This window comes from Pseudomonas sp. Mn2068 (assembly GCF_049319725.1).
Taxonomy (GTDB): Bacteria; Pseudomonadota; Gammaproteobacteria; order Pseudomonadales; family Pseudomonadaceae; genus Aquipseudomonas; species Aquipseudomonas gingeri.
Map to the genome: position 1 here is coordinate 201,736 of NZ_JBMOUG010000001.1, position 20,859 is coordinate 222,594.

Annotated in this window: 24 protein-coding genes and 1 pseudogene; 19 read left to right on the forward strand and 6 right to left on the reverse strand. The window is 60.7% G+C overall.

The genetic code is table 11. The annotated features are described in order from the left end of the window. The first annotated feature begins 99 nt into the window (after positions 1-99). The 17 genes and pseudogenes from ACL9RJ_RS00965 to ACL9RJ_RS01045 form a co-directional block, all read left to right on the forward strand. Positions 100-990 (forward strand): LysR substrate-binding domain-containing protein, encoded by an 891-nt coding sequence (locus ACL9RJ_RS00965; protein ID WP_422764753.1) that lies wholly within the window; start codon positions 100-102, stop codon positions 988-990. Positions 991-1,271: 281 nt separating this feature from the next. Further along, positions 1,272-2,696: an APC family permease gene (locus ACL9RJ_RS00970; protein ID WP_017128644.1), complete on the forward strand. Its 1,425-nt coding sequence runs from the start codon at positions 1,272-1,274 to the stop codon at positions 2,694-2,696. A gap of 65 nt (positions 2,697-2,761) precedes the next feature. Next, positions 2,762-3,718, forward strand: a complete 957-nt coding sequence (gene speB, locus ACL9RJ_RS00975; RefSeq protein WP_017128643.1) for an agmatinase — start codon at positions 2,762-2,764, stop codon at positions 3,716-3,718. 14 nt (positions 3,719-3,732) lie between these two features. Then, the gene (locus tag ACL9RJ_RS00980) at positions 3,733-4,563 is read left to right on the forward strand and encodes a polysaccharide deacetylase family protein (RefSeq protein ID WP_017128642.1); all 831 of its coding nucleotides are present in this window, start codon (positions 3,733-3,735) and stop codon (positions 4,561-4,563) included. A 9-nt stretch (positions 4,564-4,572) separates the two neighbouring features. Next, complete coding sequence (locus ACL9RJ_RS00985) at positions 4,573-5,496, forward strand: NAD-dependent epimerase/dehydratase family protein (protein ID WP_017128641.1); 924 nt, start codon at positions 4,573-4,575, stop codon at positions 5,494-5,496. 23 nt (positions 5,497-5,519) lie between these two features. Then, positions 5,520-6,245 (forward strand): SDR family NAD(P)-dependent oxidoreductase, encoded by a 726-nt coding sequence (locus tag ACL9RJ_RS00990; RefSeq protein WP_177117997.1) that lies wholly within the window; start codon positions 5,520-5,522, stop codon positions 6,243-6,245. A gap of 35 nt (positions 6,246-6,280) precedes the next feature. Then, positions 6,281-7,192 (forward strand): LysR family transcriptional regulator, encoded by a 912-nt coding sequence (locus ACL9RJ_RS00995; protein ID WP_177063994.1) that lies wholly within the window; start codon positions 6,281-6,283, stop codon positions 7,190-7,192. A 172-nt stretch (positions 7,193-7,364) separates the two neighbouring features. Further along, entirely contained in the window at positions 7,365-7,709 is a 345-nt protein-coding gene (locus ACL9RJ_RS01000) for a hypothetical protein (RefSeq protein WP_177107253.1), read from the forward strand. Positions 7,710-7,838: 129 nt separating this feature from the next. Further along, positions 7,839-8,192: a copper-binding protein gene (locus tag ACL9RJ_RS01005; RefSeq protein ID WP_177063992.1), complete on the forward strand. Its 354-nt coding sequence runs from the start codon at positions 7,839-7,841 to the stop codon at positions 8,190-8,192. Between the two features lie 273 nt (positions 8,193-8,465). Then, positions 8,466-9,068, forward strand: coding sequence for a hypothetical protein (locus ACL9RJ_RS01010; protein WP_422764754.1), 603 nt, complete (start codon positions 8,466-8,468; stop codon positions 9,066-9,068). Between the two features lie 346 nt (positions 9,069-9,414). Then, on the forward strand, positions 9,415-10,215 hold the full coding sequence (locus ACL9RJ_RS01015) for a transporter substrate-binding domain-containing protein (RefSeq protein ID WP_177107259.1): 801 nt from the start codon (positions 9,415-9,417) through the stop codon (positions 10,213-10,215). A gap of 10 nt (positions 10,216-10,225) precedes the next feature. Further along, complete coding sequence (locus ACL9RJ_RS01020; RefSeq protein ID WP_422764755.1) at positions 10,226-10,879, forward strand: amino acid ABC transporter permease; 654 nt, start codon at positions 10,226-10,228, stop codon at positions 10,877-10,879. Next, positions 10,876-11,535 carry an amino acid ABC transporter permease gene (locus ACL9RJ_RS01025; protein ID WP_017128633.1) on the forward strand — a complete coding sequence of 220 codons (660 nt, stop codon included), beginning with the start codon at positions 10,876-10,878 and terminating at the stop codon, positions 11,533-11,535. Before ACL9RJ_RS01020 ends, ACL9RJ_RS01025 begins: the two co-directional genes overlap by 4 nt. Then, entirely contained in the window at positions 11,532-12,332 is an 801-nt protein-coding gene (locus tag ACL9RJ_RS01030) for an amino acid ABC transporter ATP-binding protein (protein WP_042936517.1), read from the forward strand. Before ACL9RJ_RS01025 ends, ACL9RJ_RS01030 begins: the two co-directional genes overlap by 4 nt. Beyond that, positions 12,325-13,515 carry a DUF1116 domain-containing protein gene (locus tag ACL9RJ_RS01035; RefSeq protein ID WP_422764756.1) on the forward strand — a complete coding sequence of 397 codons (1,191 nt, stop codon included), beginning with the start codon at positions 12,325-12,327 and terminating at the stop codon, positions 13,513-13,515. The genes ACL9RJ_RS01030 and ACL9RJ_RS01035 overlap by 8 nt, the downstream gene beginning before the upstream one ends. 24 nt (positions 13,516-13,539) lie before the next feature. Further along, a complete protein-coding gene (locus ACL9RJ_RS01040; RefSeq protein ID WP_017128630.1) occupies positions 13,540-13,962 on the forward strand; it encodes a RidA family protein in 423 nt (140 codons plus the stop codon). Positions 13,963-13,989: 27 nt separating this feature from the next. Further along, positions 13,990-14,118: pseudogene (locus ACL9RJ_RS01045) on the forward strand (metallophosphoesterase); the annotation flags it as partial. Positions 14,119-14,150: 32 nt separating this feature from the next. Here the strand turns inward: ACL9RJ_RS01045 and ACL9RJ_RS01050 are convergent. The 5 genes from ACL9RJ_RS01050 to ACL9RJ_RS01070 form a co-directional block, all read right to left on the reverse strand. Further along, positions 14,151-14,864, reverse strand: coding sequence for an SDR family oxidoreductase (locus tag ACL9RJ_RS01050; RefSeq protein ID WP_017128628.1), 714 nt, complete (start codon positions 14,862-14,864; stop codon positions 14,151-14,153). Between the two features lie 52 nt (positions 14,865-14,916). Further along, on the reverse strand, positions 14,917-15,465 hold the full coding sequence (locus tag ACL9RJ_RS01055) for a nuclear transport factor 2 family protein (protein WP_017128627.1): 549 nt from the start codon (positions 15,463-15,465) through the stop codon (positions 14,917-14,919). 62 nt (positions 15,466-15,527) lie between these two features. Next, positions 15,528-15,953 carry a MarR family winged helix-turn-helix transcriptional regulator gene (locus ACL9RJ_RS01060; protein WP_042936608.1) on the reverse strand — a complete coding sequence of 142 codons (426 nt, stop codon included), beginning with the start codon at positions 15,951-15,953 and terminating at the stop codon, positions 15,528-15,530. 237 nt (positions 15,954-16,190) lie between these two features. Further along, positions 16,191-16,391, reverse strand: coding sequence for a hypothetical protein (locus ACL9RJ_RS01065; protein WP_017128625.1), 201 nt, complete (start codon positions 16,389-16,391; stop codon positions 16,191-16,193). 24 nt (positions 16,392-16,415) lie between these two features. Continuing rightward, on the reverse strand, positions 16,416-18,305 hold the full coding sequence (locus ACL9RJ_RS01070) for an MAC/perforin domain-containing protein (protein WP_422764757.1): 1,890 nt from the start codon (positions 18,303-18,305) through the stop codon (positions 16,416-16,418). A gap of 260 nt (positions 18,306-18,565) precedes the next feature. Here ACL9RJ_RS01070 and ACL9RJ_RS01075 point away from each other — a divergent pair, with 260 nt between their 5' ends. Then, complete coding sequence (locus tag ACL9RJ_RS01075) at positions 18,566-18,760, forward strand: hypothetical protein (protein WP_017128623.1); 195 nt, start codon at positions 18,566-18,568, stop codon at positions 18,758-18,760. Positions 18,761-19,022: 262 nt separating this feature from the next. Beyond that, positions 19,023-19,286, forward strand: coding sequence for a hypothetical protein (locus tag ACL9RJ_RS01080; protein WP_177107682.1), 264 nt, complete (start codon positions 19,023-19,025; stop codon positions 19,284-19,286). A gap of 131 nt (positions 19,287-19,417) precedes the next feature. On the opposite strand, the gene ACL9RJ_RS01085 is transcribed toward ACL9RJ_RS01080, so the two are convergent. Then, positions 19,418-20,833 (reverse strand): amino acid permease, encoded by a 1,416-nt coding sequence (locus ACL9RJ_RS01085; protein ID WP_017128622.1) that lies wholly within the window; start codon positions 20,831-20,833, stop codon positions 19,418-19,420. Positions 20,834-20,859 lie beyond the last annotated feature (26 nt).

Consider the following 20,859-nt stretch of genomic DNA (forward strand, 5'->3'; position numbering starts at 1 on the left):
TGGGGTCATTCAGGACTACGATTGTTGAACGCCGCATGATTGATAGTAAATTGATATAAAGTGTTGGAAAAATCGATAAAAAAACTAAACGGTAAGCTCATGAACCTTCCTCCACTCAAGGCGCTGCGCGTATTTGAATGTGTGGCCAGACTGGGTCATGTCGGCGCCGCCGCCGCTGAACTGCATGTCACCCCCGGCGCTGTCAGCCAGCAGTTACGCGCACTGACCGATGCGCTGGGAACAAAGCTGCTGGTCAAGCAAGGTCGGTCATTGGTACTGACTCCAAGGGGGTTGGCACTTCAGCAGGCGGTGGCCCGCGGACTGACCGAGTTCGCCGAGGGTGTTCGCCTGGCCAGTGACCCTGCGCATTCCCTGCCTGCGCCTGCCGTCTTGACGGTATCGACCGAGCCGATCTTCGGTGCTTCCTGGCTGATGTCCAAACTGTTTGCCTTCAGGGCGGAACACCCGCAGATCCGCCTGAGGCTTCTCGCCGCCGATGGCCTGACAAACGTGGATTGGAAGAGGGCAGACGTCGCCATTCTTTACGGCACGCCCCCTTGGGAAGGGTTCTGGTGGAGGCCCCTGATCAACCTCCACATGTTCCCGGTCTGCTGCCCACAACTGCTGCATGGACGCAATGGGCTGAAGCATCCCGCAGACCTCATGCACCACCGTCTCTTGCACGAGGACGATGGTTCCCAGTGGCGCCGCTGGCTGGTTGAGGCGCGTATACCGTACCCGGGTGATGCGGATGTGCACCTGGAGGACTTCGGCATGGCGTTGCAGGCGGCCAGGGACGGTTTCGGCGTTGCCCTGAGCGATGAAATCTGCTCGTCGCGGGATCTGCGCGACGGCACGCTCGTGCAGCCTTTTGCGCTCAAGGTGCCGACCGCAATGGACTACTTTTGCGTCTGCAACGAAGAGCGCAGCGCTGAGCCCGAAGTCATGCTGTTCATCGACTGGATCGTCAATCAGGCTCGAAACGTTTGAGTGTTTCATAGCGCTGCTCCACCGCGCATGGCTGCTTCCTTTTCCCTGACAGGCCTACCAGCCAGGCCGCGACCGCACCGCTGGCCGTCGAGATGATGTCGCGCGGCATCCGTGCGGATTTGCGCAAGTCAGCTTTCGTCTTTGGTAATTGTTGCTGCGCAGCCGACTCCCTATCTTGAATCGATGTAAATGCCCGGCATGCATCGGGTATTGCTCAAGAGCTCCGTCCTACAAGAAGCGTTTTCGCTACCTGCCAATAAAAAACGAGCCTGGGATGAATCATGAAACTCTACGAACTTTTCGGTTATGACCGCCACGGTGTTGTCAGCGAACTCGACACCGCGCTCAGTAAAGGAAAACTCAATACCAAGGACGTCAGCTTTTCTGCTTTGGGCTTCAACGCGCCGGCCTGGGTGGCCGCATCCTCGATGTCGATCCTCTATTCGATCTCCGGCCATCAAGCGCCCCTGGCGATCCTGATCGCCTTCTTCTTCCCCATGCTGGTACTGGCCGTGTGCATGGTGTCGCTGACACGCCAGGCACCGTCGGCGGGGGGCATCTTCACCTTCTGCTCGCGCTTTTTGCACCCGGACGTCGGCTGTATCCTGGGCTGGACCTACGCTGTCGCCTGCATTGCCGTCACGCCGATGTGCGCGCTGATCGGCTCCGAATACATCCAGGCGCTGATTCCCTCCCTGGCCGGCGAGCTCAACGCGAAGATCATCGGTACGTTGCTGATCGCGACCTTCTTCGCGGTGTCGGTGCGCGGGGTCGGAGTGACCGCGAAGCTCGCCAGTACCTTTCTGGTTTTCGAGATAGCCGTGGTCGCCGGCCTCGGCTTCATGGGGTTGATCCATCCCCAGGTCGAGAACCTGTCCTTTGCCTCGATGTATTCGCTGCAAGGCGCCGGCGGCCTGGCGGCGATCGGCCCGGGCGTGCTGTTTGGCGTGTGGATGCTGGCGAACTTCGATTCGGCCATCAACTACATCGAAGAGGCGCGTGTGCCGGTGCGTACCGTGCAGCGCTCACTGCTGATCGTCCTGACCTCGGCGTTCGTGATCTACAGCCTGGCGGCCATCGGCTGGCAGTACGCGGTTCCGGTGGAGCAATTGGCCGCGATTGTTGAAAACGGCAACGGCGGGCCCATCGCCGCGGTCGCCAATGTCTACCTGCCACCGGCCATGGCCTGGCTGGCGCTGTTCGTGGTGATTACCTCGGCCTGTGCCGGCCTGCAGATTTCGTCCAATTCATCGGCGCGCACGCTGTATCGGATGAGTGAAGAGGGTCATCTTCCCGGTACGTTTCGCGCGGTCAACCGTTTCAAGGCGCCGTGGTTCACCCTGGGCCTGGTGTCGCTTGCCGGTATCGCCCTGGTCTGGTGGAAGCCGCTGGACAAGATCGTCTGGTATTACGACGTAGTCACCATCACCCTCGTGATGTCCTACATCTCGGCGCTGGCGGCCTTCATGGTCATGACCTGGAAACAGCACAAGGCGCCCACCGCAATCCTGCTTTCGATCCCCGCGTTGCTGGCGCTGTTTGTGCTCGCCTATATCGGCTACACCGCCGGGGCCAATCCCGTGTCCCCGGAAGATCTCCATACCGCCTGGTACCTGGGTGCGCTGTCACTGGTGACCGGCGTGCTGATCGTGGTCTCGGGCAAGCGCCGCCGCAAAGTGGCCGGAGCGATACCGGCGAAGGCGTGAAGCCGTTCCCTGAGCTTTCCCTTTCTTATCGCCCATTCATCTGCTGACAACCAGGAGCAATATTGATGGCCAATGATTTTCCGCAACCTCTGGACGCTGCCGTCATCCCCCGTTTTGCCGGTATGCCGAGCTTTATGCGCTTGCCGATATTCACCGACCCGGCCGACGTGCAGATCGCCTTGCTGGGCATCCCCTGGGATGGCGGCACCACCAACCGCGCAGGCGCCCGGCATGGTCCGCGGGAGGTGCGCAACCAGTCGAGCATGATGCGCAAGGTGCACCACGTCAGTCATATTGCCCCCTATGACCTGGTGCGGGTTGGCGACCTGGGGGATGCGCCGGTCAATCCCATTGATCTGCTCGACTCGCTCAAGCGTATCGAAGCGTTCTATCGGCAGGTCCATGAGGTCGGCACCGTGCCGCTGTCCGTCGGTGGCGATCATCTGGTGACGTTGCCGATCTTCCGCGCCATCGCCCGGGACCGGCCGATCGGCATGGTCCATTTTGACGCTCACTCCGACACCAATGACCGTTATTTCGGCGACAACCTCTACACTCACGGCACGCCGTTTCGCCGTGCGATCGAGGAAGGGCTGCTGGACCCCAAGCGCACGGTGCAGATTGGTATCCGCGGTTCGATCTATTCCGCAGAAGACGAAGATTTCGCCAGGGACTGCGGCATCCGGGTGATCCACATGGAGGAGTTCGCCGACATCGGCGTTGCCGCAACCATTGCCGAGGCGCGGCGCATCGTGGGTGACGAGCCCACCTATGTCACCTTCGATGTCGATGTGCTGGACCCGGCCTTTGCCCCGGGGACGGGCACCCCCGAGATCGGTGGCGTCACCACCTTGCAGGCGCAGCAACTGATTCGAGGCCTGCAAGGCCTGAACCTGGTCGGTGCCGATGTCGTGGAAGTGTCGCCGCCCTTTGACGTGGGCGGGGCCACGGCGCTGGTGGGGGCAACCATGATGTTCGAGTTGCTGTGCATTCTCGCCGACTCGATCAAGCGTCGCTCGTAGAAGGAATCGCATCGATGATCGCCTGGCCTGAGAACAAACGCTTCGCCGTGACCTTGAGTTTCGACCTGGATGCAGAAAGCGCCTGGGAACCATCCAGCCTGTCCGGGCGCCGGCTCTCCCTGCTGTCGATGGGGGCCTATGGCCGCCGTGTCGGAGTGCCGCGCCTATTGGAGCTGCTTGCCCGCTACGGTATCCGCGCGCAGTTTTATATTCCCGCCCGAGTGGCCGAGATCGACCCCGAGGGGGTGCGCAGCATTGCCGCTGCCGGGCACGGGATTGGCTGCCATGGCTACTTCCATGAGCGTGTCGACGAGCAGACGCCCGAGCAGAACCTGCAGATTCTCAAAGACTCCAAGGCCCTCCTGGAAGCCACCATCGACCGTCCGGTCACCCATTACCGCGCCCCCTTGTGGGAGCTGACTCCGGACGTCGTCGATTCACTTCTCGCCCTGGGTTTCCACAGTGACAGCAGCCTGATGGGCGATGACCGGCCGTATCGTGTCGGCAGTCCTGAAAAGAGCCTGCTGGAGCTGCCCGTCAGTTGGCTGCTGGACGATTGGGAGCAGTTCGCCTACTCGGCGGAGCCGGCGGTGGGCAGTGTGATCGAAGACCCGGACAAGGTCTTGCGACTCTGGTCGGCGGAGCTGGAAGGCATGCGTCACTACGCCAGCCATTTCATTCTGACCATGCACCCGCAACTGATCGGTCGCGCCTCGCGCATCGCGATGCTGGAGCGTCTGATCCAGCAGATTCAGCGTTATGACGATGCCTGGATCTGTACGCCTGATGATGTCTACGCTCGCTGGCAGGCGGGCGACTTGGTGCTGCCGCTGTACCCTTACTGAGGACGGATCATGAACATACTGGTAACCGGGGCCAACGGGTTTCTTGGTCAGGAAGTGGTGCGTCAGTTACTGGCCCGGGGAGACGAGGTGGTGGGCTACGACCGCAGCCTGGTGTGCGCCATCGAGCACGCGGCGTATCGCTACGTGCAAGGTGACCTGGCCGACCTGGCGAGTTTGCTGGAGAGCTGCCGCAGCCGCCCGGTCGACGTGATCATTCATACCGCGGCGATCTCGCACCCGGTGGACTCGCGGCGCATTCCGCTGCAAACGGTGCTGACCAATGCCCTGGGCACCACCCATGTCTTCGAATGCGCCCGGCTCAGCGGTATTGCCCGGGTGGTCAATCTCAGTTCCGAATGCGCCTACGGACCCAATCGGGAAATGGACGTGATCGACGAGCGCGCGCCCCTTGAGCCGACCACGCCGTATGGCTGTACCAAGGTGTTCACCGAAAAGCTCGGCCAGGTCTACAGCGACCTGTATCAGGTCAGCGTGGTGTCGCTGCGTCCGGGCTGGATCTACGGTCCCGGGCAGTTCATGCAGTGCTACCTCAAGAGCATGCTCAGAAGCGCGATCGACAACGAGCCGTGGCATGAGGAGGAAGGTGGCGATTACCGCTTTCAGTACGTGCACGTGGTGGACGTCGCCCACGCCTGTGTCCTGGCGGCCAATGTTCAGGAAGAGCGCTTGCAGCAACGGGTGTTCAATGTGACGGCCGGCGAGCAGGACAGTTACCGGGCCGTCGCGGCACGGATTCGCAAGGTCTACCCCCAGGCCCAACTCAGCATCGGCCCCGGTAGCTTGAGCGTGCTCGATGACAATGCGCGCTTCGATATTTCGGCGGCGGGTGGGCAACTGGGCTACCGCCCCCGGTTCTCCCTGGAGGAAGGCATTGCCATGTATGCGCAGTGGCTGGAACAGCATCCCTACTAATGGCCTGAAAGCCGAGGTGATTGATGAAAACCTATCTGGTAACCGGTGCTGCACAAGGCATCGGCCGCGCGGTCGCGCTTGCGCTCGGTGAACAGGGCAGTCTTGCCGTGCTTAACGACCTGCAGGAAAGTCCGGCGCTGCTGGCCCTGGCTGATGAGCTGAAGGCGCGAGGGGTGGAGGTGCGTCTTGCCCTGGGCGATGTGTCGGATCCGGCAACGGCGGAACATGCATTTTCCGGTCTGCAACGCCTGGATGTGCTGGTCAACAACGCGGGGTTCTTGCAGGAAGCGCCGCTGAGCGAGCTCAGCTTCGAGGCCTGGGACCGGATGATCCGCGTGCATCTGTATGGGGCGTTCCTGTTCTGCAAACCGGCGGCGGTCCTGATGATCCACCAGGGCAGCGGCGCTATCGTCAATATCGCCTCCGATCTCGGGCAACTCGGGTGCGCCAATCTCTGCCATTACTCGGCTGCGAAAGGTGGAATCATTGCCCTGACCAAATCGTTGGCGCGAGAGTTGGCGGCCCATGGTATACGGGTAAACGGGGTTGCCCCCGGCGGCACGTTGACACCGATGGTCGAACGCCTGGGCGAGGCTTATATTCGCGAGGAAGCGTTGCGTTACCCGATGCTGCGACTGGGCACGGCACAGGAAATCGCCGCCGCGGTGATCTTCCTGGCCTCGGCGCAGGCCAGTTTCATGACCGGGCAGATTCTGGGGGTCAATGGCGGCGGTGTAATGAACGGCTGATTGTGCTCGTACGCAAAACACGAGGAGAGGGCGGCATGCTGGTGAACCTGACGGATGTGGATCTGCGCATGCTGCGGATTTTCTGCGCGATCGTGGATGCCGGTGGTTTTACGGCGGCGCAGGTCCCGTTGAACACCAGTCTGTCGCGTCTCAGCGTGCTTGTTCGCGACCTTGAGGTCAGGCTTGGCTACTCGTTGTGCAAACGCGGGAAAAGCGGTTTCCAGTTGACCGAAGAAGGTGAAGAAACCTACGCGGCGGCACAGGAACTGTTCGCCAATATTGGCCATTTCCGCCAGCGCACGGCGGTGCTCAGCGGGCGCCATCGGGAGTTGTTGCGCATCGGCACGGTCGACAGCCTGATCACCCTCGAACACAGCCCGGTACCGGCGGCCATTGCCCAGTTGCGTGCGGGGCATCCCGGCGTTCATATCGATTTGCAAGTCATGCGGCCCGACGAGCTTGAACAGGCGGTCCTCGAAGAGCGCATCCAGGTGGCCGTCGGTGCCTTTCACCACCGCTTGTCCGGGCTTCACTACCAGGCGTTGTTTGAAGAGGAACAGCATCTGTATTGCGGCCGCGGCCATCCGTTTTTCCAGCGGCCCGATCAGGATCTGACGTATGAAGAGCTGAGCGCGGCGGATTATGTCGACCGAGGCTATGTCGCCGAGAACAAACGACCGTGCGAGCTCCGGTTCGCCAGCGCGGTCAGCGCTTTTTCGATGGAGGCCATCGCACTGCTGATTTTTTCCGATACCTACATCGGTTACTTGCCCACGCACTACGCAGCGAGCTGGGTCGAGCGAGGCCGGCTGCGATCGATCATGCCGCAGCGCCTGGCTTATCGCTCGGCCTTTCATTGCATCACCCGCCAAGGGGTTGAGCAGAAGAGTACGGTAAGCCGCTTTCTCGACAGGCTCACCGCCCATGCCAGGCTGCATCTGCCTTAGACTCCAGGCGCAGGGCAGGGTGGAAGTCGCGCAGCATCGTGAAAAAACCGGACTGATAACACTGGCTTAATGCAGGTTTGGCGATATGGCCTTCACTCAACACCCTTGATGGGGTGTGGGTGATGTCTGTCCATGACGTTGAACGGCCTTTTGCGAGATTGCCCGGCACTCCATGAAGCGTTATCTGCGGTTTTGTCTCCTGCTCGTGATCAGCCTGGCGCTTCCCCTCAGCGGGATGGCGGGCGTTCGCGTATCGGCAGAACCGTGCCCGATGGAGATGGCGGGCAAGACGACGATGGATGGCATGGGCCCGGACTGCTGTCAGGAGGCGAAGAACGGCGCCACCGAGCACGGCAAGTTGTGCAAGCCCGGCCAGGAGTGCAAGACCGCAAGCATGCTGCAAGTCTCGGTGATCAAGCCGCCGATCAGCTTATCCCTCCCTGCCGTCATTTCCTTCTCCAGCGATTTGCTGCCCCTGCAGACCCCGTCCGGGGTGTGGCGCCCGCCACGGGTTTGATTCCTGTCCCTCATTGAGCCTCATGCCGCGTTTGCGCAAGAGGACTGTTGCGCCTGTCTTTTGGCTCGCGCAATGGAAGAACACAGGAACAACAAATTGCTGAACCTACCTCTTTTGAAGGAAAAACCGATGAAACGTACTCTGATTACCGTTGTAACCGCCATGGCCGTGCTCTCTTTGAATGCCTATGCGGAAGAGATGAATATGGGCGGAGAGTCGATGCAAACCATGACCAGGAACCGGGCGCCCAATCAGGTGGCCGTGGCCAAGGCAGAAGGTGTGATCAAGGCGATAGATGCCGAAAAGCATACGGTGACCATTGCCCACGGCGCCATCGCGTCTATCCAATGGCCGGCCATGACCATGGCGTTTTCTGCGACACCGGCGCAACTGGTGGGACTTCGCAAAGACGACCCTGTCACCTTCAGCTTCGGTCTCTCGGGCACTGTGGCAAAGATCGAGTCCATTGAAAAAATGAAGTAACGCGGGGAGGGGCTACCGGCTCGATGAGTCGGGTCGGTAGCCCATGCTAAATCAAACCGCTATCGCCTTGCTCACGGGGCCGAATGCGCTTCAGACCTGAAACCTGGCACGGCTTGTCAGTGCAATGTCCTCAAATACCGACTAGTGTTCGCAAGTTCCCGGAGCACAGGATTCTGTCGGCTGGTGGCGTTAACGGACGGAGCCTTTCCTTACCTGGGAGCACACCCTTATTTGCGCAATTGGAGAGCGACAGACATGGCAAGGTCGTACAGCTTGAGCCTGAAAAATAACTCCAGCAGGGCATGGACCTTTTATGTTTACCAGGTGCAGCCCAACCCAGGGATCGATAATGTTTTTCCCCTGGCCTGGCTCGCCAGCCCCTACAGCATAGCGCCAGGTGCGCAGATCACTTTCAACTGGAACACGGACTACGGTTTCATATGGGATGAGGTCGGGGTGGTCATGCCGGGGGTGACGTTCTCGGCCTCCGAATGCGTTCCGGGCGGGCTGCTGGAAAACAACACCATCAAGTTCAGTTGCAGCAACAATACGCCCAGATTTGAGGCGGCACTCACGGGCAACCCTGCCGGCTCACTGGTCATCAGTACCGACCAGACGGTGCCCAACGCGGTATTTTCCGTCGGTATCAGCATGAGCGGCGCCGGGACCTTCGTCACGCAAGCCGGCCCGAATCTGACCTCTGTCTTCACGCCGCCGTCGACACCGCGCTACTGGGTTGCCGCCGGGACAGGTGTGCACGCCGGAACTGTCCTGGATGCCACAGACGTCAATCAGAGTTTCGAAGTGATCTTCCCGGTCAACGTCTATGAAGTGGCGTTGAGCCTGGGGATGGACAACGTCTGGCGGCAAGGTTGAACGGTGCGCCGAGGGGCACTTGCAAGAGCGCGGATCCCGCGGGTATCGGATTGGCGCCGGTCCCAAGCATCATCATGCCGCGAGTGATGTGAACCGTAAAAAGCACCAACGGGAAGCGAGGCTTCCCGTTGGTGCTCATGGCGCGTCCGCCGCAATCCCTCGCTCGACTTGAATATGTATTTTTAGAATATCAATAGATTTCGATATTCTTTTCCGGACTTACAAAACGCCGCTACGCTCGCTGCCAGTCCCCAACATCGCAGCATCCTCCACAGGTCGATCCCTCATGACAGCGTTTCGCTTTGCACCGACAGTACGCAAGCCTGGTCATGGACGTTCCTTGCGCATGGCTTTGGCGCTCACCACTCTTCTGACTCCCTTCCTGACGCAGGCGGCGACGCTGGACGAGGTCAAGCAACGCGGCTACCTGTCGGTGGCCACGGAAGATGAATTCCGTCCCTTCGAGTTTGTGGACAACGGCAAGCCCACAGGCTTCGATAACGAACTGGTGCAAAAGCTCAAGGCCGCCGGGCCGCTGGATGTACACCAGCAGATCATGCCGTTCACCGGGCTGCTGGCGGGTGTGGTCAGTGGCAAGTACGACGCCGCCATCACCGGTTTGCTGATCACCCGTGAACGCCAGCAGTCGCTGGATTTCACCACGCCGATTGCCGAAGCCACGGTGTTTTACCTCAAGCGCCAGGGCGATGACCGGATCAAAAGCGTCGCCGATCTCAATGGCCTGACCTTGGGCATCCAGGCGGGCAGTGCGATGTATCAGCGCTTGCCGGAGCTGGAAAAACTGCTGGCGGCCAGCGGTGGCAAACTGGGCAAGATCGTGCAGTACACCTCGTACCCCGAGGCGTACCAGGACCTCGCGTTGGGCCGTACCGACTACGTGGTCAACAACATCGTGGGCCTGAACGCCTTGCTCAAGGAAAAGCCTGGTGTGTTCGAACTGGGCCAGGCGGTGTCGAGCAAGACCTACGTGGCCTGGGGTGTGGCCAAGGGTAATCAGAGCGTGCTCGACTACCTCAACAACTTCCTCGACCAGGAACGCAAGAACGGCGATATCGCGCAACTCCAGCAGAAGTGGTTTGGCACGGTATTCCCTGAACCGCCAGCGCATTTCGTCTCCGAATACTGATTGAGTCCACATGAACTTCACTCAATGGGGCCTGGAGCCAGGCCCCTTGTTGATGGGGGCGCTGGTGACCCTGGGACTGACGGCGGTATCGATCGCCCTCGGCCAGGTGGTCGGCCTGGGACTGGCGCTGTTGCGGCGCCAGCAATGGCCGTTGCTCGGTGCGCTGCTGGCGGCGTATATCAGCGTGCTGCGCGCCACACCGTTGCTGACCCTGGCGCTGGCCGTGTTCTTCATCACCCCGGCGTTGGGGTATGACATCTCGGCACCGGCGGCAGCGGTCCTCGCCATGACCCTCAACACCTCGGTGTTCAACTGCGAAATCTGGCGCGGTGGCTTTGCGCAGTTTCCCCGCGATCAACTCGATGCCGCCAAGGCCGGCGGCATGGGCGCGGCATTGCGTCTTCGGCGCATCGTGCTGCCGCAGGTCGGACGCCAGGTGTTGCCGCTGCTGGTGAACGAGATGACGATCCTGATCAAGAACAGCCCCGCGGTGGCGGTGATCGGCATTGTCGAGCTGACCCGCACCGCGGTACGCATCGGTGCCAATACCTACCGGCCGTTGCCTCCCTTGATTGCGGCGCTGCTGCTGTACATCGTGATCATCTGGCTGGTGGTGGCGGCGCAGCGTTATCTTGAACGTCACTACAAGGCGCGCCTCGCATGATCGCCCATGAGTTTGCGGTGGTCTGGGAGCACCTGGGCGACTTGCTCGAAGGGGCCGGACTGACGGTGGTGTTGTCAGTCGCGGCGGGGGCCTTGTCGCTGCTGGCCGGCTGCGGCCTGACCTTGCTGCTGATGGGGCGTCAGCGTTGGCTGGCGTCGGTGTTGCGCGGCTTTATCGAGCTGATGCGCTGCACGCCGTTCCTGTTGCTGGCGTACCTGGTTTACTACGGCCTGCCATCCTTCGGGCTGCGCCTGGGCAATATCCAGTCCGGGTTGCTGGCGTTGTTGCTGTACCACAGCGCCTATATCGCCGAGATTCTGCGCGCCGGCTGGCTGGCGCGACCCCGTGAAGAGATCGAGGCCGGGTTGGCGTTCGGCTTTCGCGGTGTGTTGCTGGCGCGGCGGCTGATCCTGCCGAACCTGTGGACCAGCAGTGCGCCGGCCCTGGGCAACCAGATGATCCAGGTGGTCAAGGACACCTCGTTCCTGACCATCATCGCTGTGCCCGAGCTGACCTCGGCGGCCAACAGCCTGCAATCGAACTACTACATTCCCTTCGCCGCGTTGTTCTCGGCGGTGTTTTTCTACTGGTTGATCTGCGTTGTCATCGAGCTGGGCGTTTCGATGCTGCGGCGCAAGGCGGAGCGTTATCAATGACTTCCTTGAATAACCCCACTCCCGTTGCCTTGCAGGTGGCGGGGCTGAACAAAAGCTTCGCCGGGCGCCCGGTACTGCAGGGCATCGACCTGCACGTGGCGGTGGGCGAGACCGTGTGCCTGCTCGGTCCTTCCGGTGCCGGCAAATCGACCCTGCTGCGCTGCCTGAACTGGCTGGAGGTGCCCGATAACGGCAGCATCCATGTCGCCGGCCAGCGCATCGGCTTCAATGAAGACGGCAGCAAGATGTCGGAACGCAACATCGCCAGTATCCGCACCCGAACCGGCATGGTGTTCCAGAATTTTGCCCTGTGGCCGCACTTGACGGTGCTGCAGAACATCATGGAGGCACCGCTGCACGTACAGCGCCGTCCCAGGCTGGAAGTACAGGCCGAAGCCCTCGAACTGCTGGCCAGGGTCGGCCTGAGCGACAAGGCGGATGTCTACCCGGCCACCCTGTCCGGGGGGCAGAAACAGCGGGTGGGGATAGCCCGTGCATTGGCCAGTCGCCCGCAATTGCTGTTGTTCGACGAGCCCACCAGCGCCCTCGACCCCGAGCGCGTCAGCGAGGTGCTGGCGATCATGCAGTCCCTGGCCCAGGCGGGCATGACCATGATCGTGGTCACCCATGAAATGGAATTCGCCCGGCGCAGCGCCGATCGTATCGTGTTCATGGACCATGGACGGATTGTCGAGACCGCTACCCCGGACGCGTTTTTCAGTGCGCCGCAAACCCGTCGGGCGCAGGAGTTTCTGTCCCACCAGCATCGCCCGGAGGCGGTTGCCCAACATGTCTGAAGCTCACGCCAATGCGTTGGCCGTGCAACGTATTCTCGCCACCGAGCCGGTGCTGGTCGGGTCTGAACCGGCATCCTCGGCCCTGGGGCTCGAAGCCGGCCACCTGGGGCATGCCGGCCCGCCGTTTGCTCATGCCGGGGAGATTCCGGCGGTGGTGCTCAACGCCCTGGCCGGCGCGACCGTGCACGAGGGCTGGGCGGGTGACGTCGATAGCGCCAGGCGGCTGATTCTCGACGGCGAAATCACCCTGCATGCCAACCATGATCTCGGCACCGTTTCGCCCATGGCCGGCGTGGCGCGCCCCGGGCAGTTGCTGATGCGCATCGAGAACCGCGCGGGCAGCGACGTGGTGCATGCCACCCTCGCCGAGTCCGGGCGCCGGGCGTTGCGCTTTGGTTGCTACGATGGCGTGGTCGCCGAGCAACTCGATTACCTGGATCGGGTGATCGGTCCGAGTATCATCAAGGCGTTGCCCGCTGGAGGATTATCGCTGTTGCCGCTGATTGCCCAGGGCATCGCATTGGGGGATGACACCCATCAACGCAATGTCGGCGCGATGTACGCCTTCGCGGCTCAGTTGCCGGGCCTCGAAGCCGAAAGCCGACAATGGCTGCTGGGCAACCCGCAGCACTTTCTGAACTATGCCATGGCGGCCGCCAAGCTGGCCCTGGACCGGGCCAGCGGCATCGCGGGTTCGTCGATCATCACGGCGATTGCGCGAAATGGCGTGCACTGTGGCGTGCGCATCGCCGGGGCAGGGCAGTGCTGGTTCACCCACGCGGCCAGCGAGCCGCAGGGGTATTTTTTTCCACCGCACCGGCCCCGCGACGGCCAGCCCGACCTGGGCGACAGCGCCATCGTCGAAGCCTACGGACTGGGCGGTACCATCGCCCATGCCGCCCCCGAACTGGCTCGCTTGATGGGCCAGGACTGGGTACAGGCCCGGGACTGCGGGCGACGCATGCGCCAGCTGTTTGTCGGCCAGCACCCACTGCTAGCCCCGGCGCTGGCCGGTCCTGAGGGCGTGGGGACGGGGCTGGATGCCCGGGCGGTGGTCGCGGCGGCGGAGCCCATCCGGATCCATACCGGCATCGCCCACCGCGACGGCGTAACGGGCTGGATTGGCATCGGCGTGGCACTGGCGCCGGTGGAATGCTTTCAGGCCGCGCTAGAGGCGCTCTGACTTTTTTGCTTGAGGACCCTACGAATGACCCAGGACACGCTGCACCACTTTGTGCCCAATGCCAGCCCACCGCCGCCCTCGGCGATGTATTCCCATGCGGTCCAGGCCGACGGCTGGCTGTACGTCACCGGGCAATTGCCCACCGACCCTGACGACCCCACCGCCGAGCTGCGAGAGGGGATCGAGGCGCAGGCGCAACTGTGTTTCGAGAACCTGCGCCGCATCGTCGATCATGCCGGTTACAGCCTGGATGACACCCTGTTCGTGCGCATCTACCTGAGCGACTACGACAACGACTTCGCGGCGTTCAACCGGGTGTACGTGGAGCATTTCAATAACCCGCAAAAACTACCGTCACGCACCACCGTGGGTGTCACCCGGTTGGGACGCAAGGCGCTGGTAGAGATTGATCTGGTGTGTTTCAACCGCAAGCACAAGACGGTTTGATCTGGGCTGCAGTTCGCAAGCGCTGTCCGTTATGAGCGTTTGTACCTGAATCCCGGCAGCGCCGGCCCGCGTCGCTTCAAGTTGCCGGTCACACTGGCGTTGCTCGAGGTGCTTGAAACCGCCCTCGAGCTTCGCCTGATCCTGTTGGTCCCGTGACGGCGGCCCATCAGGACCGTCGCTCATGCGCCTCAGGCGGACTGTGGTGGATTGAAATAGGCCGCATCGGCCTGCGACAGGGTGGACTTGATGAACCGGGTGCCTGCGTCCACCAGAACTTCGAGCGAACCATTGTTCAGGCCGTCGAACACGACCTGCGCGACCACTTGCGGATCGGTTTTCGGTACGTCGAAGCCTTTTGTCAGATCCGTATCCACGAAGCCCACATGCACGGCGACGACCTGGGTATTTTGCACACTCAGCTCCAGACGCAATGCGTTGGTCACGCTCCACGCCGCCGACTTGGACGCCGCATAGGCCGCCAGCATCGGCGGGCTCACCCAGGTGACATCCGACAACACATTGATCATTGCACCGCCGCCATTGCTCGACAGAATCGGGGCGAAGGCTTGCGCGGTGCGAACGATGCCGAAGGTGTTGGTATCCATCAGGTGTCGGGATAGTTCGATCATGTTCGCCCCCAACGCACCGTCCTGAAGGGTGGCGATGCCGGCGTTGTTGATCAGTATGGTCGTGTCCTGGCATCGCTCGGCAGCGGCAAGGACCGACGCTTCATCAGTGACATCGATCTGCACTGGAACAATACCGGGGACATTGAATCCTTCGACGTTGCGAACGCCGGCATAGACTTTGGACGCACCTTGAGCCAACGCGACCTTGGCAAAGGCCAGGCCGAGTCCGCGGCTGGCGCCGGTCACAAAAACAACGGATCCTGCGATATTCATTGAATGCTCCTTTGTTTCAGAAAGGTCGTGGCATTTGCCCCGACCGGAAGGGCTAAATGCTCGCGACCCTTGGAAGGTAGGGAGCGATCTCGTTCGCGGATTTGACTGGAGGATCCAGGCGGGTATTGGTTGTCGAACCACCGATGTAGCGTTCCGTGATTTTCCAGCCGTCGTGAGTACGGCGCAGGCGGTCCATCATGGGCGAGTAGAGCCAGATGGCGGGCAGATCATCGGGACTGTTCATGACATGGCCGGCCTGAAGCGCGGCAGCGGACTCGGGGGAGGCGTAGCGCACCAGCAGGTTCTGATAGCGCACCGCCACGCCGTCCTCGTCCTGATCGACGATGTGGTTGGTGGCATGACGACTCACCCCAGGGATCAGGTAGGGGTAGTCATGGGCGAAGAAATGCCTCATTTCCTCACGCCCGCTGATCGTGCCATGAAAATGATAAGCCACTGCATCAGGCAGAAACGCATCGAGCATGGATTCCACGTCCCAAGTTTCGAACCACCAGTTCACCCGGTTCACAAAATCGATGGCGCTGATTCGATCGGCGGGGTCAACACCCGCACCCGTCCCAACTCTTGGAAAAGCCTTCATCTTCAGTCTCCTCAGTAACAGATGATCACGTGTGCAATTACACACATTGATTGAAAAAAACCTCAGGTGTCAGGTATGACCGCCAACAACGACGCTCGAATGGATATGGCCCGATCCGCTCCGACCTGCGCCTCAAGCTCTTGCTGAGCCAAATGCCAGTAGGGCTCCGCTTCCTTGAGCCTGGCTTGCCCCTCGGAAGAGAGCGATAACCGTAATGCCGAGCGTGGCCCCTCTGCGCGACTGTGTATGAAGCCGGCGGTCTGGAGTGGCTTGAGTGCCCTTACCAACGTGGTTCGCTCCATCACCATGATTTCGGTGAGCTCCGAGATTGAGATGTCCGGATGTTCGGCCAGCATCGCAAGCAGCGAAAATTGCGACACCGATAGATGCGCCGCCGCCATGTGTCGGTCGTAGAGACGAGTGAGGTATCTCGCATTGCGCCGTGCGGCAAGGCAATGGCAAAGATCTGGGCCGGTAATTTTATTCATGACGAACATAATATGTGTATATGCACATCAGTCAATCGATCTTTGATTTTTTTCTGCGTCCCGCAGCAGGATTCAGCACCTCGATAACCTGCAGATGCTGAACTTGCACATGGGTGAGGAGGGAAATGCGGTATCGCGTCGGCCCATGCCAGTCAGGTTGACCGGCATGGACCACCAGGTTCTTTACGTCCCCGTCTGGCGACGAGGTGCTGTTTCAGGCGCCTGGAACGCTTGCAGTCACTCCGGCCAGATCCTGGCCCGGGCCGGCTGGCGGTCGAGAGGGTATTTGTAGTCCTTGGTGTCCGAGGCCTCTATTTTGAAGTGGCTCAACGCACTGGCAACCCAGGCTGCGGAGAGGTCGTGATTGGCGAGTTTCTCTTTGCTGCAGAAGGTCATGCGGGTCGATTTCTGCAGAAACGATTGGTATCCCTTGGGCATTTCAATACTCCTTTCGGATAGGGGTCAGATCACACGGCTGACGTTAATGGGCGACCAGCGCATTTCCGTGTCCCTGGAACGGTACTCCGCCACTTTCACGCGCCGATCTTCAAAGGCGCGCAGGTCCCAGTTGGGGTTGTAAGACAGGCACAAAATGTAGGGGTAGCGCAGGTCCCACAGGTTGATGTCGAGATTGGGCGCGTAGGGCCGCAGCACAGCTTCCCTCTCCAGGGCCGAGCCGCCGCTGTCCCATTGCAGGACGCCGCAGGTCTGGGCGTTGATCAAATAGGAGGGGTGCATGTCGTATTTTGGCCCCGCCGGCTGCGCGTACCACAGCGCCTTGGCGGCATCGCCCGCGCTATCGTCCTCGAGTATCACGCGCTCCGGGACACGGGGATCGGCGGCCATCTGCCAGGTGTTCCAGTGATGGCTGCGGAACTTCAGGAAGGGGATGGCTTCCCCCTTGAAGATGTCATTGCAAGTGAACTTCGCCGTGCCGTCTTCAGTGGTGTAGATGTCAGCGAAAATCTCGAGCTCTGGCCGCAGCGTGCGCTGCGGATCGCCGAAGCCGATCACGTAGACATCCCCACCCTTGTCCTGTGAGGTGCCGCTGCCGTAGCCGATCAGCCCGTAGCTGACGCCGGCATAGGGGCACGGCACGCAGCGCAGGGAATCATCGCGCCAGCGATGCAGTGTCGCCTCCGAGCCGCCGCATTTGTTCTTCAGGAATGCGATGATGTGATCCGGCGGGCTGTAGCGGCTTTCCCGCGGCCAGAACTCCGTCGCCAGCAGTACGATGGCGCGTTCGAGTCCCATGGCCTCGACACCTGACTTGAACCCGTTCCAGAACTGGCTGATGTCGGCGGCGGCACTACCGATAGCGGGGGCCGGGAAATGCTCTTCGCGTCCTTCCAGCGTCTTGCGGTCAATCACGCGCACCTTGATACCGGGCCCGCCGGCGGCATCGCTTTTCAGCTCTCGCCGTGCCGTGTTGCCAACGACGAGGCTGCTGTGGACCCAGGTCGAATGGACGTTCAGATAGCGGCCCATATAATGATCGAGGGCCGTCTGCGCGGCGATGCGTCGTTTGTCGTCGGCAATGAAGGCGTGGACAGGCTTGAATTCGCGCCCCACGACGACCGGCTTTTTCCCGACGGAGGTGATCCACTGGTTGGTCTTGTCGTCATATTTCTTCGGCTTTGTGAAGATGACGCCGGAGAAGATGTTGTTGTCGCCGCCCTCGGTGGTGACCGAGGCGTCGCGGCTCTCCATGTACTGCTTGCGCTCGACCGTATCATCGATCGAACCGTCAGCCGTGAAGAAAGTGCCGTACTCGGCCTCCAGTTCGATCTTGATCTTTTCGAGCTCCGTCACCTTGGATTTCTGCACCAGGGTCTGGAAGTACAGATTGCCGCCCAGGGTGATCGAGGTCACCACATCGGTGCCGAACAGGTCGAAGAACCGATAGAACTTATGCGCCTCCTCGTGGCTGAACGTCGTGGGCAGGCGTTCGGCTTCTGCGTTGAACTTGGGCGAGAGCACCGCGGCCGAAACCGCATCGAGCTTCGCGCCGCCGAAGACCAGACGCAGGGTCCGTACGGCGGCCGTGTTGTCTTGATGGGAGGTGTATTTCTTTTCGAAGTTGAGGTGAAATTCGGCGGAGAACTCACCATAGCTGGCCGTGGTATTGAATTCGGCCTTTGTGGTGTGGCGATAATCCAGAATCGATCTGAAGAACGATGAGTAATCTTCGCGTCGTGTATCCGCGTGCCGCTGGATGCCTGTGCCGGAGGCAGGGTCAAAAACGCGCTCATCCGGTGCCCGGGCTGCGCTGAGGCGGTTTCGACCGTAGCCGAGATCGCCGTTGTGGTCCGCGGATTTGATGACGTGGGTTATGTCCATTTCGCCATTCATGGTTTGCTCCTGCCCAGTAGTGGGTGGGTAGATAATTGCGTTATTGAGTGTGTTCTTGGCCTTATCGGGGCGAGCCAATATGGGGCTGCGTCGCTGATGGCGACAGGCCACAGGGGTATCAGTTCGGGATCAGTTCGGTATCAGAGGTTTCGCGCCGATCTGCTGGCCCGGGGAGGCGCTGTGACAATCCCGGCCCGCGCCTGGAGAAAACCATCGAGGTGCCGATACACTCTCGTCCAGATCGACCGAGCCACTGATTCATGAACCTCACCGACGCTGTCCTCATCCTGCTGCTGGCCGCCCGTATCCACGGTACGGACGAAGCCGTGCGGGCCTCCGCCAAGAGCTGTGTGAAGAAACTGCCGCGGGGCAAGCGCGACCTGATCTACAACGTGATCAACAGCCGCAGCCCCATGGAACTGGTGGCCTTCCTGGCTGAAAACCTCCAGGACTGAAAGCGCTCGCTGCTTGACCCGGGGATATTCCTGGATGAGTGACAGCTGCAGTCGTCCGAGGAAAAGACGGGCAGCCGAAAACAGATGGGCGTTTCTGTTCCGCGCATCGAGCCAGGGTAAATGGCTCCATGAAATGCATCGGAAGTGGATCTTCTTGTCGATCCATTCAACTCATATAGTCGCTCTGTGTCCTGAGCAGTGAGTGGCGGTTGTGATTGCCACTCAAGGTGCCGGGAGTTCCTACTTCACGGAAAGCCGATATATGAATTATAAAAAGTGCTCTATTGGCGTTGGGGCGTCCGCACTTTTGGTGTTGTCAGTCCTGCGTTTATCCGGCTACCAACCGCCTACTCGGGAAGACTTCATAAAGTACCCGTCCCTGCGACAAAAATGGTCGACGGTATGTGACCGGCGCAGCAACCTCGCAGAAGTCAATGCTGAAGGTTGCAAGCATTTGCATGAATGGCAGGCCGCCAACGAATTCCCTGTCCTGGATAATCTGATGAATCAAAATCTGGGTAAGTAGCCTACAGCACAAAGCTCGATATTTTTCTGGTGCGCCATCAGGGTCATGCACGCCATCCGTGGCGTTGCCGCATCCACAGGACCGCGAGACTGCATGCAGTCTCGCTGGCCACTGACAGGCGCTGTTCTGGATCAGCTGTATTGGCCGGTCGAACCGCCAGCGAGTTCGGGCATCCTGGCGCGGGTGATCTGGAAGGCAATTGCCAGCCAGATGAACCACCCCGGCATGACCATCAAGGCAATACGGGTGTCAGGTCTCAACGCCAGCAGGCACAGGACAAAACCCAGGAATGCCAGGGAGAACCAGGCCATCGGCACGCCACCCGGCATCTTGTAGGTCGATTGCGCATGCAGGTCGGGCCGGCGTTTGCGATAGGCGATGTACGACGCGAGGATGGTCGACCACGTGAAGATCACCAGGATCGCCGACACGGTAGAGACGATGGTGAACGCGGTCATGACTTCCGGAACGATGAACAGCAACAGCACGCCCACCAGCATCAACAACGTAGTGAACCCCAGGCTCAGCAGAGGCACGCTATTTCCCGACAGTCGCCGAAAAGCCCCCGGCGCATTGTTGTGGCTGGCCAGTCCGAACAGCATGCGGCTGGAGGAAAAGACGCCGCTGTTGGCCGATGAGGCGGCAGATGTCAGCACCACAAAGTTGACGATACCGGCAGCCGCGGGAAACCCGGCAACCAGGAACAGTTCGACGAAGGGGCTCTTGCTGGGCGACACCTGTTGCCAGGACGTCACGGCAATGATGCAGGCCAGTGCCAGTACATAAAACAGGATGATTCTCAGCGGAATCGAGTTGATGGCTTTGGGCAGGGTCTTCTCGGGGGCGCGGGTCTCGGCGGCTGCGGTGCCGATCAGTTCAGTGCCGGCAAAGGAGAAGATGGCCATCTGGAAACCGGCAAAGAAACCGAACAGACCGTTGGGGAAGGCTGCCTGTTTATCCAGCAGGTGGTTCAGGGATGCAGTGACGCCGCTGGGGGAGACGAAGGAACTGGCAATCAGCACCATGCTGACGCCGATCAGGGTGACGACCGCGATGATCTTGATGATCGCGAACCAGAATTCCACTTCACCGAAAAGCCTGACGGTCAGTACGTTCAAGGCGAACAGCGTCAGGAGCATCGCGATGGCCGGGATCCAGGCGGGTACATCGGGGAACCAGTACTGGAAGAATCCACCGACCACCACCGCATCGCCCACCACGGCGACGCTCCAGCTCAGCCAGTACGACCAACCGAGGAAAAATGCCGCTCTTGGGCCGAGGTAGGCACCGGCAAAATCCGCGAAGCTTTTGAAGTTCAAGTTGGAGAGCAACAGTTCGCCCATGGCCCGCATGACGAAGTAGACGAATAGACCGATGATCATGTAGATGAGGATGATCGACGTGCCGGAGAGGGCGATGATCTTCCCGGAACCCATGAACAGACCGGTGCCGATGGCGCCTCCGATGGCCATCAACTGAATGTGACGATTGCTGAGCGTGCGCTGCAGCGCGGGCTGTTCAACCCGCCCGGAAGAAGTCGATTTCATTGCAAACCCTCTTGATTTTATGTTTT